This is a genomic window from Nocardia sp. NPDC003482 (genome assembly GCF_053588115.1).
In genome coordinates this window covers 81178-99044 of record NZ_JBSFPI010000007.1, presented here as the reverse complement: position 1 = coordinate 99044, position 17867 = coordinate 81178, and the positions used below count along the sequence as shown (strand labels likewise).

Here is a 17867-nt window from a genome sequence, read left to right as displayed (position 1 = left end):
ACGGCCGCATCCGGCCGCTGAGCTTCGGGACGGATGTGTTCGGACTTCTCACCCCCTGCGCGCACCACGCGGGCGACCACGGCATCGACGCGCGCGAATGGCATTCCCAGCTCTGCGGCCTGTGCCTCGGCCTGCGCGACACCCACGGCCAAACCGCCCGCGCCGCAACCAATACCGACGCCGTCGTGCTGAGCATCCTCACCGAGGCGCAATCCCCCGCGGCCACGGCCCGCACGACCACCGGCCCCTGCGCCCTGCGCGGCCTGCGCCGCACCAGCGTCGCGCCCGCCGACTCCCCCGGCGTCCGGCTGGCCGCCACCGCGTCCCTGCTGCTGGGCGCGGCCAAGATTCGCGACCGCGTGGACGACGGCGAGGCCGGTTGGGCCGGACGCCCGATGGCCCTGGTCGCCGACCGCTGGTTCGACCGCGCCCGCACGAGCGCGGCCCCCCTCGGCCTCGATATCGAACCGCTCATCGCCGCCATCCGCACCCAGGCCGCGACCGAGCGCGCGCTAACCCGAAACCCTTGCGGTGCTGACGGTTTCGCCGCTCCCATCAGTGCGGAGACCGCAGCCGAGCCCGATCACCCGCTCCGCGACGCCCTCGACGACCGAGGCGCGAGCGCCGAACATCCGCACTGCGACGCGGGCCGCGACACCATGGCCGACCAAGGCGCGAGCGCTGAACACCGGCACCGGGACGCGGGCCGCGACACCATCAGCGACCAAGGCGTAAGCGCCGAACACCCGCACTGCGACACCGCCAGCGACCAAGGCGCGAGCGCCGAACACCTGCACCGGAAAGCGGCCCTCGACGGCCGGGTAGGCGACGAGCGTGGGTTGGCGGCGCTGACCGCCGCGACCCAGTTGTGCGCGGCCGAATTGTTCGGGCACACAGCCGTTCTGGCGGGGCGGACCGAGAATCGGGACGCGTTGTGGGAGGCCGGGTGGCATTTCGGGCGGATCGCGCATCTGGCCGACGCGATCGAGGATTTGGACGAGGACGCGCGGCGGGGGCGGTTCAATCCGTTGACGGCGACCGGGACCTCCCGGGAGCGGGCGTACGAGCTTGTGCGGGAATCGGATTCGCGGATCCGGGCGGCGCTCGGCCGGGCGGGGTTGAGCGAGGCGGGGCTGGTGCGGTGGTGGTTGCTCGATCCGTTGCGCGGGGTGGTGTGGACCCTGCGGCGGGCGGCGGGGCTGGCGTGCGGATGTGCTCGGGGAGCGGCCTGTTCGGTCGGGGCGGCGGCGGGGACGGTCGCGCTGCTGGGACAGCCGATGATGCACGCGTCGGGGAAGTCGGTGCGCCCGGAGCAGCCCGGCCTGCTGGAGGGCATCGGGATCATCTGCACGCAGTACTGCACCGGATACGCCTGCTGCGCCGAGCACACCCGCCCGTGCAGCGGCGAACGGCGGCGGGCGTGGTCGGATCGCTGCGATTGCGACTGCGATCCGGGGTGCGGCGACTGCGGTGAGTGCTGCAACTGCTGCGACTGCGGGTGCGACTGCGGCTGCTGAAATCCGCTGGGCCACAGCGCGTCCGCGGGCGGATCGGATCCCCCGTGCGATCCGATCCGCCCGCGGCCCGGCTCAGCGCAGTGTCGCGGTGAGGTGCGGGTACCCCTTCTTCGGGTGCTTGAGCGACAGATCCCAGCCGCCCTCGACCTGATCGGCGTACACGTTCACCGTCGACGGCAGCAGGATGGGCTTGCCGAACTTCACCGCGTAGGTGGTCCGCGCGGGGATCCGGCCCTCGATCGCGCCGAGAACCGCGGCGCACGACCACATTCCGTGCGCGATCGCGCGCGGGAACCCGAACGCCTTGGCGCTCAACGCCGACATGTGGATGGGATTGCGATCGCCCGCGGCCGCGGCGTAGCGGTGGATCAACGGCTGATCGACCTTCAACGTGCGCAGCGGCGGCGGGGGCACCTCCTCCGGCTTGGGCTCGGGCTTCGGGCCGCCCGACAGCGACGTCCGCTGCTGGTGCAGGAAGGTGGTCACCTGCCGCCACACCAGTTCCCGGCCCACCTTGACCTCGCTGATCGCGTCGACCAGCAGACCGCGCGGATGCTCACGCAGATTCTCCACGTGCGCGTGGATGTCCAGCGGCTCGCTGACCGAGATCTCGCGGGTGCGCTCGATCAGGTTCTCCGCGTGCACCGCGCCGACCGCGATGAACGGGAAGTCCCGCGCGGCGACCAGCTGGGTGACCACCGGGAAGGTGAGCACGAACGGATAGGTCAGCGGCAGCGCGTCCCCGAACCGCAACCCGGTCGCGTGGCAGTAGGCGGCCAGATTGTCCGGATCGACGCGGAAGTTCCGCAATTCGACCGCGCGATCGGGGATTTCGGGTTTGCGCGCCGAGACCAGCGGCAGCGGCAGGGCGCCCAGCGCCGCCTTGAGGTAGAGGCCGCCGAGCTTGGGTGGCTCGGACAGCGAGATGGTCTCGGTCATCTCAGGCTCCGATCATGGCCTGGCCGCACACGCGAACCACGTTGCCGCTCACCGCGTTCGAGGCCGGGCTGGCGAAGTAGGCGATGGTCTCGGCGACGTCGACGGTCTGGCCGCCCTGCAGCAGCGAGCTGAGCAGGCGGCCCGCCTCGCGGGTGCCCACCGGGATGGCCGCGGTCATGGCGGTCTCGATGAAGCCCGGGGCGACGGCGTTGATGGTGATGCCCTTCTCGGCCAGCTTCGGGGCCTCGGCGTTCACCATGCCGATGACGCCCGCCTTGGACGCGCCGTAGTTGGTCTGGCCGCGGTTGCCCGCGATGCCCGCGATCGAGGAGACGTCGATCACCCGGCCGCCCTCCTTCAGCGCGCCCTTGGCCACCAGACCCTCCGTAATGCGGTGCGGGGCGGCCAGATTCACGTTCAGCACCGAGTTCCAGCGCGCGTCGTCCATGTTGGCGAGCAGCTTGTCCCGGGTGATGCCGGCGTTGTGCACGATGATGTCGATGCCGCCGAACCGCTCGGTGGCGAACGCGGCCAGCTTGTCCGCGGCGTCGGGGGCGGTGACGTCGACCGCGATGGATACGCCGCCGACCTTGTTGGCGGTCTCGGCGAGCGCCTCCCCGGCGGCCGGGATGTCGGCCACGATGACCTTCGCGCCGTCGCGGGCGAAGACCTCGGCGATGGTCGCGCCGATGCCGCGCGCGGCGCCGGTGACCACGGCGACCTTGCCGTCCAGCGGCTTGGCCCAGTCGATTCCGGCGGCGGCGTTGTCGTCCTTGCCGACGCGGAAGACCTGGCCGTCGACGAAGGCCGACTTGGCCGAGAGCACGAAGCGCAGGGTGGACTCCAGGCCCGTCGCGCCCGCGGCGGCCTCGGGGTGCAGGTACACCAGGTTCGAGGTGGCGCCGCGCAGCAGCTCCTTACCCACGCTGCGGGTGAAGCCCTCGAGCGCGCGCTGGGCGATCTGGCCCTCGACGCTGCCCGCGAGTTCGGGGGTGGTGCCGATGACGAGCACGCGCCCGGACGGGGCGATGCTGCGCATGGCGGGCTGGAAGAACTGGAACAGCTGCTCGAGCTCCTCGACCGAATTGAGTCCGGTGGCGTCGAAGACGAGCGCGCCGAACTTCACGCCGGGGCTGACGGAGTCGACGAACGTGTAGTCCGACAACAGGTTCCGCACGGCGTCGGCGACGCGGCCCTTGCCGCCGAGCAGCACCGGACCCGGCAGGGCCGGTTCACCCGGGGTGTAGCGGCGCAGCTTCTCCGGCTGCGGCAACCCCAGCTTGCTCGCCAGGAAGTGACCGGGGGCCGAGTTGACGAACGATCCGTACAGGTTGGGAGCGCCCTTGTTCTTGCTGGCTGCCACTTTTCCTACCTTTTCCTTCGTGTCGGATGAGGTCCGGTGTCGACAATTAACTTACTCCAGAGTAAGTTTAATGTAAACCGACGTCGAGACATGTGGAGACTCGAGTGACCAGCAAAGCCCGTTCGACGAAGGCCGCGTCCGCGAGCGGCGGGGCCAAGTCCACCAAGCAGACCCGTCCCGTCGCCGTTCTGGGCGGTAATCGCATCCCGTTCGCGCGGTCGGACGGCCGCTACGCCCACGCCTCCAACCAGGACATGTTCACCGCCGCGCTGAACGGTCTGGTGAGCCGCTTCGGCCTGCAGGGCGAGCGGCTCGGCATGGTCGTCGGCGGCGCGGTGCTCAAGCGCGTCGGCGAGCACGGCATGATCCGCGAGAGCGTGCTCGGCAGCGAGCTGTCGCCCTACACCCCCGCCCACGATCTGCAGCTGGCCTGCGGCACCGGGTTGCAGTCGATCGTCACGGTCGGCGACGCGATCGCGCTGGGCCGCATCGAGGCCGGCGTCGGCGGCGGCACCGACACCACCTCCGACGCGCCGATCGGGGTGAGCGAGCCGATGCGCGAGTGGATGCTCGACGCCAATCGGGCCAAGAAGAACTCCGACTACGTCAAGCTGGTCGGCCGGTTGCGGCCGAGCATGGTCGGCATCGAGATCCCGCGCAACGCCGAGCCGCGCACGGGTCTGTCGATGGGCGAGCACGCGGCCATCACGGCCAAGGAGTTCGGCATCGCCCGCGAGGCGCAGGACGAGCTGGCCTACCTGTCGCACAAGAACATGGCCGCCGCCTACGACCGCGGCTTCTTCGACGATCTGGTCACCCCGTTCCTGGGCCTGACCCGCGACGACAACCTGCGGCCGAACTCCTCGCTGGAGAAGCTGGCCACGCTCAAGCCGGTGTTCGGCACCAAGCTGGGCGACGCGACCATGACCGCGGGCAACTCCACCCCGCTCACCGACGGCGCGTCGGCGGCGCTGCTGTCGAGCGAGGAGTGGGCCGCCGAGCGCAACCTGACGCCGCTGGCCTATCTGGTCGACAGCGAGGTCGCCGCGGTCGACTACGTGTGGGGTCCGGACGGGCTGCTGATGGCCCCGACCTACGCGGTGCCGCGGCTGCTGGCGCGCAACGGACTCACGTTGCAGGACTTCGACTTCTACGAGATCCACGAGGCGTTCGCCTCGGTGGTCCTCGCGACGTTGCAGGCGTGGGAATCCGACCAGTACTGCAAGGAGCGCCTGGGCCTGGACGGCGCGCTGGGTCCGATCGACCGCAGCAAGCTCAATGTCAACGGCTCCTCGCTGGCGGCCGGTCACCCGTTCGCGGCCACCGGCGGCCGCATCATCGCCCAGGCCGCCAAGCAGCTGGCGGAGAAGGGCTCCGGCCGCGCGCTGATCTCCATCTGCGCCGCGGGCGGCCAGGGCGTGGTGGCCATCCTGGAACGCTGATTCGGAATGCCCTGCCCTGCGCCCTGGAGGGCACAGGGCAGGGACAAATGAGCGCGGCCCGAGGCGGGGCGGGGCGGGGACAGAAAACGAGCGCGGCCCGAGGCGGGGACAGAAAACGAGGGCGTCCTGAGGAGAGCCCGGCGCGTCGCGTGATGCGCGAATGAGCTCGCGCGCGGCCTGGTTCGGTGGCATGGCCTCATCCGACCGGGCGTGGGTAGTGGTCGGTGACGTGGCGGCGGGACAGGTCGAAGGTGCGGCGGGCGAGGGCGGTGATGCTGGTGCCGTCGTAGCCGGAGACGGCGGTGTGGAGGGTGTCGTGCAGGGGGGCGGTCCAGTGGGTGGGGATGCCGCTCGCGCCCGCGAGGACGCCCGCGACCGATCCGGCCGTGGCGCCGTTGGAGTCGGTGTCCCAGCCGCCCTGCACGGTCAGGCCGATGGTGGTGGTGAAATCGCCCGCGCCCCAGAGTAATCCGGCGGTGATGACGCAGGCGTTGCCGATCGCGTGCACCCAGTTGTAGTGCCCGTGGCGGGCGTGGATCGCGGCGAGGGCCGTGTCCCAGCCCATTCCGCGTCGATGGTCGTCGAGCACCTCCGAGATCGCCCGCGCCAGACGGGAATTCGCGGGGATCACGCGCTGGGCGACGTCGAGCGCGGCGGCCGCCGATCCGGCCGTGAACGCGGCGGCCACCAGGGCCGCGCCCCAGCTCGCCGCCCAGACGCCGTTGCCGGTGTGCGAGACCGCCGCGTCGCGGGCGGCGAGTTCGGCGGCGCGGATCGGATCGCCGGGGCACACGTAGCCGTAGACGTCGGCCCGGATGAGCGCGCCGATCCATTCCCGATAGGGGTTGCGGTGGCGGGCCGTCTCGGGCGGGGCGAAGCCGTCGATGAGATTGCGGTAGGCCACTCGCTCGGCGGTGTAGGTCTGCAGGAACGGCAGCAGTTCCAGCCACTGGCCCGCCACGTCGGCGGCGGTGAACCCCCAGCCCTGCTGTTCGAGCAGGTGCAGACCGAGCACCGTGTAGTCCAGATCGTCGTCGCGAGGGCAGCCGTCGACGCGGTCGCGGGTGGACTCGGGCCAATTGCCCTGGAGCCGAGGGCCTTCCGGCATCGGGGACAGGACGGGCACATAGTCGGTCAGCGGGTAGGCGTCGGCGCGCTCGAGATAGGCGCGGATGCGCCCGGGGGACCACAGCACCCCGTTCTCGAGCGGTTTGCCCAGGGTGCAGCCCACGCAGCGGCCGAGCCAGCCGCCGAGGACGCGGTCGTAGAGCCGGGTCGGCACGGGCGGGTCGCCGGGCGCGGGCGGGTCCTCGACCGGATCGCCGTCCTCGACGTAGGGCCACGACGGATCGCGCGGCGCGGATTCGACGCGGTCGAGCAGCCGCCAGCAGGCCCCGTCGTCGGCGATCGGGGCCCCGGCGAGATCGTGCACCTCCTCGCCGAAATCGTCCACGCGGAAACCGGATTCACGGCGCTGCGACCATTCGAAGTACAGCAGGGCGCGCGGGTCCCCTTCCGGGTGCCGGAAGTGGGCCGTATCGATGAATTCCATGACCTTCACAGGATGGTGATGACCGCCGCGACGAGCTCGGACAGCAAGGGCAGCGATTCGTCACGCTGCGGGGGCCGAGCCCACCAGCGCCCCTCGTGGGTATGCCGGCCGAAACCGGTGGGCAGGATGACGTTGCTGCGATGCGGGCCGATATCCACGCCGTGACGCTCCAGTTGGACAGTGCATTCCAGGGGAGGGTACCCATCGAAGACCGCGAGGAACGTCCGTCGCGCCGGTCGATCCCGCACCAGCACCGGCCCCGCGGTGCCGCGCCGGATCATCTCGTCGAGTATCAACGCGCCCAACGGTTCCGGCGTGTTCACCGCCGCGATGGAATCCACCAGCGGTAACACGACGAATCCAGGGGAGGTGACGTGCACCCGCGGGAAGCCGAACACATACCGATACACCGCAGCCCAATCCTGCGGGGTGACAAGCTCTTCCAACCGCACGACAACCTCGCTCGGCGCTCTCCGTACCGACATCCCTGCCCCGACGTCGGTGATGGTGCTGACAGTCAATCCCGAAACGTCCGGTGTGGCAGCGATTTCGGTGAATCGTTAGCGAATTGTCGAAGACCGCTCCGTGCCGGAGGCATACGGACCGGACGTCCCGCACTTCCGGATGGATACGACAATGATTCGATCACCTTTTCCCATCGCGACCGGAAAATGCCGAGGCGATACCCTCGGATGCCCGTTTTCCGGCGGCTCCCCGGGTACGCTCGGGCACGTAGCCGACCGCTGAACCTGGGAGGTTCGTCATGGCGTGCGATCTGATGCTCATCGCCTACGACGGTTCCGAGAATGCGAAACGAGCCGTCGAGTACGCGGGCCGATTCCTGTCGGCGACCAAGGCGATCGTGCTGACCGCCTGGGAGCCGATGGTGCGCCAGGCCGCGCGCATCTCCGGCCTGTCGGGTGTCACGCAACCGGAATGGATCGGCGACGAGGAGATCGAGGACGTGGCCTACGTCGACGCCAAACAGGTCAATACCGAGGGCGTGCGGCTGGCCAAACTCGCCGGGTTGAATGCCGAGGCGCGCACGGTGGAATGCACCTCGACGATCTGGAATGCGATCGTCGACGTCGCCGACGAACTCGATGTGGACATCATCGTCGCGGGGACGCGGGGGGCCACCGGAATTCGCGCGTTACTGCACTCCAGCGTCGCCGAGGCGGTCCTCAAACACTGCCACCGTCCCATTCTGCTGGTGCCGCCGGGCCGAAATCCGGTCGGGCACGAGCATTGACGGGCGGATTGAGATATTGATCGCTGTCCGGCCGTTCGGGCGGAATGCGGGGGCTATGGTCGGGTCATGGACGGCTTTCTCCTCGCGCAACCCGGAGGTGTGATCCGGACGTCGGGAATCCGGCGCACCTTCGACGACGCCGGGCGGGCCGCCACGGCACTGCGCGCGGGAGCCGGGCTCGTGGTCGGGGCGCTGGCGTTCGACCCCCGCGAACGCGCCGCGCTGTGCGAGCCCGAGCGCGCCGAACGCACCGCCGGGCCGTGGCGTCCGGCCGCGCCGCCGGAGCCGCCGCCGGTGCGGGTGGTCACCGAAATGCCCAGTCCCGCCGAACATGTCGCGCGCGTGACGAAACTCGTCGAGCAGCTCTCCGATCCCGGGCAGCCGCTGCGCAAGGTGGTCGCGGCCCGCTCACTGCTGCTCGCCGCGGACGCCCCGCTCGATCCGGTGGTCGTGGCGGCGCGGTTGCTGACACGGCATCCGCGGGCCAATGTCTTCGCCGTCGATCTGGGTCCGGCGGGGCGGCCCGGCGCGACCCTGGTCGGCGCGACGCCGGAGGTGCTGGTCGCGCGGCACGGCGATACCGTCACCCTGCGTCCGCTCGCGGGCACCGCCCCCCGGCATCCGGATCCGGGGATCGATGCCGAGCGTTCGCGAGAGTTGTTGGCCAGCACCAAGAATCGCGCCGAGCACGCCTTCGTCATCGACTGGATCCGCGAGCGCCTCACCCCGGTCTGCGCCGAACTCGACGTGCCCGCCGAGCCCGAGTTGATCAGCACGGCCGAGGTGTGGCATCTGGCCACCCCGATCCGCGGGCGCCTGCGCGATCCGGAGGTGACCGCGCTCGAGCTGGCGGTCCTGTTGCATCCCACCCCCGCCGTCTGCGGCACCCCGACCGAACTGGCCCTCGAGACGATCACCGGGCTGGAGGAGGACCGCGGCTTCTACGGCGGCGCGGTCGGCTGGTGCGACGGCCGCGGCGACGGCGAGTGGGTGGTGGCGATCCGGTGCGCCGAACTGTCCGCCGACGGCCGCACGGTCCGCGCGTTCGGCGGCGGCGGCATCGTCGCCGACTCCGACCCCCGGGCCGAACTCGACGAGACCACGGCCAAATTGCGCACTCTGCTCGGCGGGCTGCGCTGCGAACTGCCGCCCGCCTGACCCGCCCGACTGCCCGGTCCGTACGCCATGTTGTAGGTTGGCTCGGAATACGACTGTGTCGACCATGTGGGAGTGCCGCGATGAAGTTTGCCGTTCCTGGGGTAGCGAGCGCCGTCGCCGGGGCTGTGCTCGGTGCCGTCGCGGTGTTCGTCATCACGCTGGCGGCGCAGCAGAATTCGCGGCCCGAGGTGGATCGCAGCGGCAACGCCTCCTCGTCGCTGCTCAACAACGTTGAGTACGGCGCACGCTGATTCGCCCTCTCGCGTCGATCCGGCAGCACCGCTAGGGGCGCGCTGGGTCGTCGGCACGGTCGTCGCGGCGTTCCTGCTCACCTTCGCGCAGGCGCCCGGAAACACCGTCGCCGACACGAAATACGATCTCGCCCAGAACCCGCTGGGCTTCCTGGCCCGCGCGGCGCACCTGTGGAGCAGTCAGGCCCCGATGGGGCAGGTGCAGAATCAGGCGTACGGCTACTTCTTCCCGCACGGCGCGTTCTTCTCCCTCGGCCATGTGCTCGGATTGCCCGCGTGGGTGACCCAGCGGATCTGGTGGGCGCTGCTGATCCTGGCGGGCTTCTGGGGGATCGTCCGGCTGTGCGAGGCGCTGGGCATCGGCTCGCGCGGATCGCGGGTGGTCGCGGCGGTGGCGTTCGCGCTGTCGCCGCGCGTGCTGACCACCATCGGATCGATCTCCTCGGAGACGCTGCCGATGATGCTCGCGCCCTGGGTGTTGCTGGCCCCGGCCGCGCTGGGCCGCATGCGGTTGCCGCGCCGGGGCGCGGCCTCACCCGCGGGCAGCGCGCTCGCGCTCGCGTTGATGGGCGCGGTGAACGCGGTGGCGACCGCGGCCGCGTTCCTGCCCGCCGCGCTGTGGTGGATCTCGTATCGGCCGGACCGGAATTGGTGGCGCTTCACCCGGGTGTGGCTTCCGCTGCTGGTGCTCGCCACATGCTGGTGGGTGGTGCCGCTGCTGGTGCTCGGCAAGGTGAGTCCGCCGTTCCTGGACTACATCGAATCCTCCGGGGTGACCACCCAGTGGGCGTCGCTGGGTGAGGTGCTGCGCGGCACCGACAGTTGGACGCCGTTCGTCTCGCCGGAGCGGATCGCGGGGGCGGTGCTGGTCACCCAGCCCGCGGCGGTGCTGGCGACCGGACTGCTGGCGGCGGCCGGGACGGCCGGGCTCGCCCTGCGGTCCATGCCGTGCCGCGGCCGGTTCACCCTCGTCCTGATCGTGGGACTGGTCGGGATCTGCGCCGGATACGCCGGGCAATTGGGCGGGCCGTTCGCCGAATCGGTGCGGATGTTCCTGGATTCCGGCGGCGCGCCGCTGCGCAATGTGCACAAGCTCGAACCGTTGATCCGGATTCCGCTGGTGGTCGGGCTGGCGCATCTGCTGCGCCGGGTGCCGCTGCCCGCGTCGGTCCGAATGCCGGTGTGGCGCAATGCCTTCGCCCATCCCGAGCGGGACCGGATGGTCGCGGTCACCGCGCTGATCCTGGCCGCGCTGACGCTGGCGACCTCGCTGGCGTGGACCAGCCGACTCGCCCCGCGCGGCGCGTACGACGCGGTACCGGGCTACTGGCGGCAGACCGCGCAATGGCTGGCGCACAACGCCTCCGACACCCGCGCGCTGGTGGTGCCGGGCGCGCCGTTCGGCAGTCAGATCTGGGGACTGACCCGCGACGAACCGTTGCAGGCGCTGGCCACGACCCCGTGGGCGGTGCGCGACGCGGTGCCGCTCACCCCGCCGGGCGCGATCCGGGCCATGGATTCGGTGCAGCGGCTCATCGCCGACGGGCGGGCCTCGACCGCGCTCGCGCCGACCCTGATCGATCAGGGCATCGGAATCCTGGTGCTGCGCAACGATCTCGACCCGGACACCTCGCGCTCGACCCGCCCGATGCTGGCGCACGCGGCGATCGAGGGTTCGCCGGGGCTGACGAAGGTCGCCGAATTCGGCAACGATATCGAGGTCGGACACGGCGACGGGCTGGTCACCGACGGTGATCTGCGGCCGACGTATCCGGCGATCGAGATCTATCGGGTGACCACCCCGCGGCCCGGCACGCCCGTCGAACCGCGCAGCGGGACAGGCGCTCCCGGATCGTTCCCCGGCGCCTACACGGTGCCGCTCGGTTCGGTGCCCGTCGTGCAGGGCGGACCCGAGGTGCTGGAACGGCTGCGCCGCACGGCCGCCGCGCCGAACGGTCCCGCCCTGCTGGCCGCCGACGCGCGGCAGGCGGGGCTGGCGAACCCGTCGGTGACGGTCACCGACACCCCGATGGATCGCGAAACCGATTTCGGGAAGGTGGACAACCACAACTCGGCCCTGCGCGCGCCGACCGACGCCCGCCGGACACACAACCTCGTGCCGGACTACGCGGTGCCGGGCGAACGGCTCGTCGAGGGCGAATGGTCGGGGGCCGTGGTGACCGCGTCGAGCTCGGCCGCCGACGCCACCCAGCTCGGCGGGTCCGCGCCGGGCAGTTCCACCGCCGCCGCGGTCGACGGCGATCCGACCACGGCCTGGCTGAGCAACAGCGCGGAAACCGCTGTGGGGCAATGGCTTCGGCTTCAGCTGGCACAGCCGGTCCGGGTCGGGGTGCTGCATGTGACGACCAGTCCGGCCGCCATCGGCGATCCCGTGAAGTGGATCGAGGTGCGCACCGCGGGCGGTACGGTCGCCGCGCGCATCACCGAACCCGGTGCGCCTGTGACGGTTTCGCTGCCGCCGGGCAGCACCGACTGGCTCACCGTCACCGCGACCCGCACCGAGAACGGCACGGGCGGTGGACAGTTCGGGATCAGCGAGATCTCTCTCGAGGACTACGCCGATCGGGAGAATCCGCGGGCGGTGGAGATCCGGCATCGCACGGTGCTGCCGCCGGTGGCGGCGGACACGCGCGTGCGGGGATGGAGTCTGGGGCAGGAATTCCCCGGGCGCGCAGGCTGTTTCGACGCACCCGACCGGGTGCGGTGCAGTAAGGGGCTGGGCCTGCCCGCCGAGGAACCGGGGGCGTTCGAGCGGACCCTCCAGGTGCCCGAACCCATGACCGTCACGCCGGGGCTGACCGTCCGCGCGCGGCAGGGGCCCGCGCTCGAGGCGCTGCTCACCGATCCCGACCGGCCCGTCGCCCGCGGCAAGGCCGATGTCGCGGATCTGCGCGGATCGGCGTTCGCGGCGACCGACGGCGATCCGCGCACGAGCTGGATCGCGCCCGAGGAGGATGTGCGCGCTCCGGCCGGGGCCAAGCCGACGCTGACCCTGTGGCTGCCGCGGGCGGAGCTGGTGACCGGATTGGACGTGACGCCGTCTCCGGGGGCGCTGCCCGCGCGGCCCACCTCCGTCGCGGTGAATCTCGGCGACGGGCCGCAGGTGCGCGAGATCGATCCGGACGCCGAGCCCGGGACGCCGGTGCGGGTGCCGCTGGAGCCGCGGGTCACCGATCGGATCGAGCTGAGCATCGACAGCTGGAAGCCCGTATTGGACCGCAACGCACTGGGTTTCACGCAGGAGCAGCCGCCGGGGCTGGCGGAGGTCGCGGTGCTGGGGCCGGATCTGCCGCCGTCCGGCGGGCCGGACCGGCCCGTCACCGTCGACTGCGAGCACGGGCCGACGCTCATGGTGGCCGGGCGCGTCGTGCACACGTCGGTGACCGCGACGATGGACCAATTGCGTTCCGGGGCACCGGTTCCCGCGCGGGTTTGCGCCGGGGACGGCGATCCGGTGGAGCTGCCCGTGGGCCGGGTCGACACCGCGGTCTCCCCCGGCGACCTGTTCTCCGTCGACGAACTGCGCCTGGACCGCACCTCCGACGTCACCCAGCCCGTCGCCGCTCCGCCCGGCACCCGGCTGCTGGTCCTGCCGTTGAGCACGAATGTCGGCTGGCGGGCGCGGACCGGCGACGGGCACGTCCTCACCCCGATCGTCGTGGACGGCTGGGAACAGGGCTGGCTGCTGCCCGCCGACGCCGCCGGGCCGGTGACCATCGACTTTCCCGTGGATCGCTGGTACCGGTGGGCGATTTTCGGGGGGCTGGTGTTGTTGATTCCGTTGTTGGCGTTGGCGATTCCGGGGCGGCGACGGAGAGGCACCGCTCGTCCGCCGGAGGCAACGAGTAGGACTGCGGACGCCGTCGCCACGGAAGAACCACTGCCGCAGGCGGATTCGTCGGCGTTTAGTCGGACGACGGCTGGCGACGGCTTCCCGCCTCGGGCGGATCGGGCGCCGGCGTCGGCACGGACGGCGGAAGACGAACTGCCGCATCATGATTCGCGGCCTGGGGCAGCCGCAGGCGAGCCGCCGCGGCCGTGGCGGGCTCGGGTCGTGGGAGCGGTGGGGTTGGTCGCGGCGGCGGGAGTGATCTCCGGCCCGGTGGGGGTCGGGTTGGCGGGGGCCGGGCTGGTCGCGGCGTGGCTCTTCCCGGCGGTGATGCCCCGGGTGTGGGTGGCGCTGGCCGGGTCGGGGACCGCGGTGTCGGCGGCGGCCTTGTCGACGGGGCCGTGGCGTGCGCCCGGAGGGTATATGGGCGGGTCGTTGTGGGTGCAGTTCCCGGCCCTGGTGGCGGTGGTGGCCGCGGGGCTGGCGGCGCTCAGCCGAAACGGCGGCGAACCCAGTGGCGGACGGGTTCTTCCACGAGTGCGTAGCTGGCGGCGGCGAGGGGGACGGTGAACGCGATGGTCAGGACGAGGACGTGCAGGAAGCCGCCCGCGAACGGGATCATGCCGAACACCGGGAAGATGATGGCCAGCACCGCCAGATGCCAGATGAAGATGCCGTAGGACCAGCGGCCCAAAGTCGCGGCCACGCGGCTCTCCAGCCAGCGGTGCCGCCCGTCGCCCAGGACCAGGGGGGCGAGCAGGCCGAACCCGATCAGCGCGCCGAGCCCCATCTTCACGACGTACTGCCACGGCTCGCCGCGGGTCAGCCCGACCGGTCCGGCCAGTTCGGTCGCGGCCAGCGCGAACGCGACCACCGCGAGAGACCACATGGCCCAACGGTTTCCGAGGATCCGCCACGCGCGCGGCGACTCGTCCTCGACCAGTTCGGCGAGCACCATGCCCGCCGCGAACCACGGTAGATAGCCGGGCAGCCAGTTGTCGGCGTGGATCGCGTCGGGCGTCGGCACCGGCACCAGATTCCAGCCGAGGCCGACGATCCCCAGCCCCGCGACCGTCGCCACCCGCCAGCGCGGCGAGCGCAGCCGCACCAGCGCCCACGCCAGCACCGGCAAGACGAGATAGAAGGCCACCTCGACCGACAGGCTCCACATCTGGGTGAGCCCGTCGGTCAGCGTCAACGGCACGAACACCTGCACCAGAGCCAGATTCGCGAACCACACCCGCCAACCCGCCGACGCCGCCGCCGACGGCAGCAGGATCAGCACCGCGCACACCACCACCCAGTAGGCGGGCAGGATGCGGGCCGCGCGATGCAGCAGATAGCGACCCGCCGACGGCGCGGCGCCCCGGCCCCGCGCGGCGGCCGCGTGCGGACGCCACAACAGGAAGCCCGACAGTCCGAAGAACACGGCCACCGCCATATCGAAGCGCTCCCACACCCGGCCCAGCACCGGCATGGAGGTCGCGCCGGTCTGAAACGCCGCATGGGTCAACAACACTCCCAGCGCCGCCAGCGCGCGCATCCCCTCCAACGCGGGCACGAACGCGCGCGGCGCCACCCGCGCGGGCGCGGGGGAAATCGGTGCGGCGGCGTCGGTCACGGTGGCTGTCATCGCGCTCCAGTGTGCCCGGTAACAGCGGGCGCGCGAATTCCCACTCGGATTCGGGAACTTTCGGCACTCGGCTCGCCACTGTAGGGTGCGCGGCTGTTAGTGTCGGGGCTCACGGCGGCAGTGACCGCCCGGTAACGGCCTGTTCGACGACGAGGAGAGTTTGCATGGCACTCGGTGCCGGTACCAAGAGGACGGTGGCCTGCGTGCTCGTAGGGCTCGGCACGCTGCTGATCGTCGCGGCAGTGCTGACCCCCACGTATGCGGTCTCACAGCTGGCCAAGACTCCCCTCGATCTCGAGATCACGACCATCGCCACCAACAATCCGAACGCGCCCAGCGAGGTGCTGGACTCGAAGTCGCTGACCTCGGGCACGGATCCGGCGAAGGTCGACAAGAACGTCTCGCTGATCTCGCAGCGCTTCCTCACCGTCGAGGATCCGTCGGACAAGAAGAATATGACCATTCAGGCCGGTCAAACGCTGCGACGCATCGACAAGCAGGGCGACACCGGCCTGCTCACCGCGACCATCGACCGGGTGACCATCGACCGCAAGACCGGGATGCCGATCGATTCGGACCCCAACGGTTCCATCGCGGTCACGGTGAACAGCAAGGGTGAGAGCGTCGCGGATCCGGTGCAGCACACCGGTTTGCAGTACCGCTTCCCGATCGGCACGGAGAAGAAGGACTACCCCTACTTCGATCTGAACGTGCGCAAGACCTTCGACATCAAGTTCCTGGAGGAGACCGAGATCAACGATCTGAAGGTCTACCACTTCCAGCAGCAGGTCCCCGTCACCGATCTGGCCAAGGTGGTCAACTCACCCACCAACCGGCTCACCCTGCCCGCCGCCAAGTGGGGCGTCGAGGGTGACGGGGATGTGACCATGGACCGCTTCTACTCCAACACCCGCGACGTGTGGGTCGAGCCCAAGACCGGCACGGTCATCAAGGGCGGCGAGCAGCTCAATATCTTCTACGCGCGTTCGGGTGACAAGCCCGAGGTCACCGCGCTGAAGTCGAATGTGGTGTTCGACGACAAGACGATCGACTCGCAGATCGCGGAGGCGAAGAAGTACAGCGACGAGATCTCGCTGTACAGCCGGGTGTTGCCGATCGTGCTCGGGGTGATCGGGGCGGTGCTGTTGATCGCGGGGATCGTGCTCGGGTTGCTCGGGGGCGGGGATGACAAGCCGGGGCGGGTGGTGCGGAAACGGCCGGCCGGTGGGGCTACGGTCGCTGATGACAATCCGACCCAGCAGATTGATATGGGGCGGCGGCTTTAGGGGTTGGGTGGTGGCCCCTCGGAGAGTGTCTCCGGGGGGTCATTTTTGTTTTCGGGGTTCAGTGCTCCGGCTGCGGTATGTGGTTGCTGTCGCGGCGGCATCTCGCGGCGTTCGGCGGTGGGCGTAACCTGAGCGCAGGGCTTGTTCGGTCGGGCGTACGTCAACTCAACTCTGTTGACTTGCAAGCGTTTTCGGCTGGGTGGACAGAACGAAGGCGATGAGGGCGGCGGTGACCGTGGCGGTGACGGCGGTCGTGAGCGCGATCAAGGCGGGGAGGGAGTGAATCACGGTGAGCGCCAAGGCGATTTCGATCCCCAGGCCCACCCAGGTGAGGACGGCCGGAGCCGTCCGATCGACCGCGATGGCAGACAGCAAGGCCCCCTGGAGCAACGCGAGCAGGGCCCCGTCGAGGGCGAACAACCACAGCAAGCCCTCGATCGGCGCGTAATCCCGTCCCGCGAACAACGGGGCCAACGGCGCCAATACGGCCGCTCCCACCACCGCCACCACCCCGATCCCGGCCAACACCCCCAACGCGTCCCGCACGGCCCGAGCCGAATGCCCCGGCCGAGCCATCCGCGGATACAACACCACCCCCACGGCCTGCGGCAACCAGAACGCGATCTTGGTAGCGATAGCCCCCAACGCATACCGACTCGCATCCACCTCCCCCAGAACAACCCGCGCCACAATCAAATCCACCGACGACAACGCCATCAACGCCGCCTGCACCTGCGCCGCCCGCACCACCGCCCCCACCCCAGCCCGCCTCCCACGGCCACTCCCCCTAATGCCCGGCAACCCAGCCGCACCCTTTATTCGCATCCGCACCCCTTGCAGGGCTCTGAAACGGGTGCGGATTCGAATAAAGGGTGCGGCTGGAGTTGCCTCAGCTTGGTGGGGGTGCTCCTGGGGTGGGGCGGGGTCCGGGGTTGGGGTGGGTTCCGCCGCACTCTTTATTGGGATCCGCACCCCTTGGGGGGGCTTGAAGGGGGTGCGGATTCGGATAGGGGGTGCGGATTGGGGTGGTGGGTTTTGGGTGTGGGCGTAGAGGGCGGCGAGCGTGAGGCCCAAGGCGGCGGCGGTGAGGGTGGGGGTGGTGGTGGCGCCCAGGGCGAGGGTGAGGAGGGCGGGGGTTACTCGGGCTGTGCCGGTCAGGGCTAGGACCTTGGCCAGGGGGCGGAAGCGGTGGGTGCCCTGGAGGATGCCCTGATCGGCGGAGATGAGGACGAGGATGGGGGCGGAGACGAGGGCCGCGGCGGCGGCGGTGACGGGGACGTGGAGGGCTAGGGCGGCGGCGGGGGTGAGGGCGGCGGCGAGGAGGGCGACCAGGGCGGCGCAGCGGTAGCCGAGGGCGCGGGCCTCGGAAACGGGGATGCCCCGGACGATTTCGCGGGCGATCACGTTCTGCAGGGCCAGGGCGGGGACGGCGCACAGGAGCTGAACGGCCAGCAGGCTGGCGAATTCGCTGTACCCGGCCACGCCGAGCCAACGGCCCGCCAGCAGTTGCAGCAGGTAACCCGCCACATTGGCGACCATGGCACCCGCCGTCACCAGGGTCATGTCCGCGACCATGGGCAGACGACGCGAGGCAGGCACCCCGCCATGCTGCCACCCCGCATCG

Annotated in this window: 13 protein-coding genes; 7 read left to right on the top strand and 6 right to left on the bottom strand. The window is 70.7% G+C overall.

Annotated features, from left to right (window positions below; genetic code table 11):
* The first annotated feature begins 35 nt into the window (after positions 1 to 35).
* Positions 36 to 1517: a DUF5685 family protein gene (locus ACWDSJ_RS12825; protein WP_450031676.1), complete on the top strand. Its 1482-nt coding sequence runs from the start codon at positions 36 to 38 to the stop codon at positions 1515 to 1517.
* Between the two features lie 72 nt (positions 1518 to 1589).
* On the opposite strand, the gene ACWDSJ_RS12820 is transcribed toward ACWDSJ_RS12825, so the two are convergent.
* Both ACWDSJ_RS12820 and ACWDSJ_RS12815 read right to left on the bottom strand, forming a co-directional pair.
* A complete protein-coding gene (locus tag ACWDSJ_RS12820; RefSeq protein ID WP_450031674.1) occupies positions 1590 to 2456 on the bottom strand; it encodes a MaoC family dehydratase in 867 nt (288 codons plus the stop codon).
* 1 nt (position 2457) lies between these two features.
* On the bottom strand, positions 2458 to 3819 hold the full coding sequence (locus tag ACWDSJ_RS12815; RefSeq protein WP_450031672.1) for a 3-oxoacyl-ACP reductase: 1362 nt from the start codon (positions 3817 to 3819) through the stop codon (positions 2458 to 2460).
* Between the two features lie 104 nt (positions 3820 to 3923).
* Between ACWDSJ_RS12815 and ACWDSJ_RS12810 the strand changes: the two genes are divergently transcribed.
* The gene (locus tag ACWDSJ_RS12810) at positions 3924 to 5261 is read left to right on the top strand and encodes an acetyl-CoA C-acetyltransferase (RefSeq protein ID WP_387358081.1); all 1338 of its coding nucleotides are present in this window, start codon (positions 3924 to 3926) and stop codon (positions 5259 to 5261) included.
* A 196-nt stretch (positions 5262 to 5457) separates the two neighbouring features.
* On the opposite strand, the gene ACWDSJ_RS12805 is transcribed toward ACWDSJ_RS12810, so the two are convergent.
* A complete protein-coding gene (locus ACWDSJ_RS12805; RefSeq protein ID WP_450031670.1) occupies positions 5458 to 6813 on the bottom strand; it encodes an ADP-ribosylglycohydrolase family protein in 1356 nt (451 codons plus the stop codon).
* Positions 6814 to 6818: 5 nt separating this feature from the next.
* Complete coding sequence (locus tag ACWDSJ_RS12800) at positions 6819 to 7265, bottom strand: hypothetical protein (RefSeq protein ID WP_387358085.1); 447 nt, start codon at positions 7263 to 7265, stop codon at positions 6819 to 6821.
* A gap of 311 nt (positions 7266 to 7576) precedes the next feature.
* On the opposite strand from ACWDSJ_RS12800, the gene ACWDSJ_RS12795 reads away from it, so the two are divergent.
* The 4 genes from ACWDSJ_RS12795 to ACWDSJ_RS12780 all read left to right on the top strand — a co-directional run bounded on the left by ACWDSJ_RS12795 (position 7577) and on the right by ACWDSJ_RS12780 (position 13894).
* A complete protein-coding gene (locus ACWDSJ_RS12795) occupies positions 7577 to 8065 on the top strand; it encodes a universal stress protein (RefSeq protein WP_387358087.1) in 489 nt (162 codons plus the stop codon).
* Positions 8066 to 8131: 66 nt separating this feature from the next.
* Positions 8132 to 9223 carry an isochorismate synthase gene (locus tag ACWDSJ_RS12790; protein ID WP_450031667.1) on the top strand — a complete coding sequence of 364 codons (1092 nt, stop codon included), beginning with the start codon at positions 8132 to 8134 and terminating at the stop codon, positions 9221 to 9223.
* 80 nt (positions 9224 to 9303) lie between these two features.
* Entirely contained in the window at positions 9304 to 9474 is a 171-nt protein-coding gene (locus ACWDSJ_RS12785; RefSeq protein WP_387358091.1) for a DUF2613 domain-containing protein, read from the top strand.
* On the top strand, positions 9455 to 13894 hold the full coding sequence (locus tag ACWDSJ_RS12780; RefSeq protein ID WP_450031665.1) for an alpha-(1->3)-arabinofuranosyltransferase domain-containing protein: 4440 nt from the start codon (positions 9455 to 9457) through the stop codon (positions 13892 to 13894). The genes ACWDSJ_RS12785 and ACWDSJ_RS12780 overlap by 20 nt, the downstream gene beginning before the upstream one ends.
* On the opposite strand, the gene ACWDSJ_RS12775 is transcribed toward ACWDSJ_RS12780, so the two are convergent.
* Positions 13815 to 14957, bottom strand: a complete 1143-nt coding sequence (locus tag ACWDSJ_RS12775; RefSeq protein ID WP_450031663.1) for an acyltransferase family protein — start codon at positions 14955 to 14957, stop codon at positions 13815 to 13817. The two genes, ACWDSJ_RS12780 and ACWDSJ_RS12775, sit on opposite strands and share 80 nt — an antisense overlap.
* A 164-nt stretch (positions 14958 to 15121) precedes the next feature.
* Here ACWDSJ_RS12775 and ACWDSJ_RS12770 point away from each other — a divergent pair, with 164 nt between their 5' ends.
* Positions 15122 to 16243: a DUF3068 domain-containing protein gene (locus ACWDSJ_RS12770; RefSeq protein ID WP_450031661.1), complete on the top strand. Its 1122-nt coding sequence runs from the start codon at positions 15122 to 15124 to the stop codon at positions 16241 to 16243.
* Between the two features lie 165 nt (positions 16244 to 16408).
* On the opposite strand, the gene ACWDSJ_RS12765 is transcribed toward ACWDSJ_RS12770, so the two are convergent.
* Positions 16409 to 17806: a polysaccharide biosynthesis protein gene (locus ACWDSJ_RS12765; RefSeq protein WP_450031659.1), complete on the bottom strand. Its 1398-nt coding sequence runs from the start codon at positions 17804 to 17806 to the stop codon at positions 16409 to 16411.
* Positions 17807 to 17867: the final 61 nt, after the last annotated feature.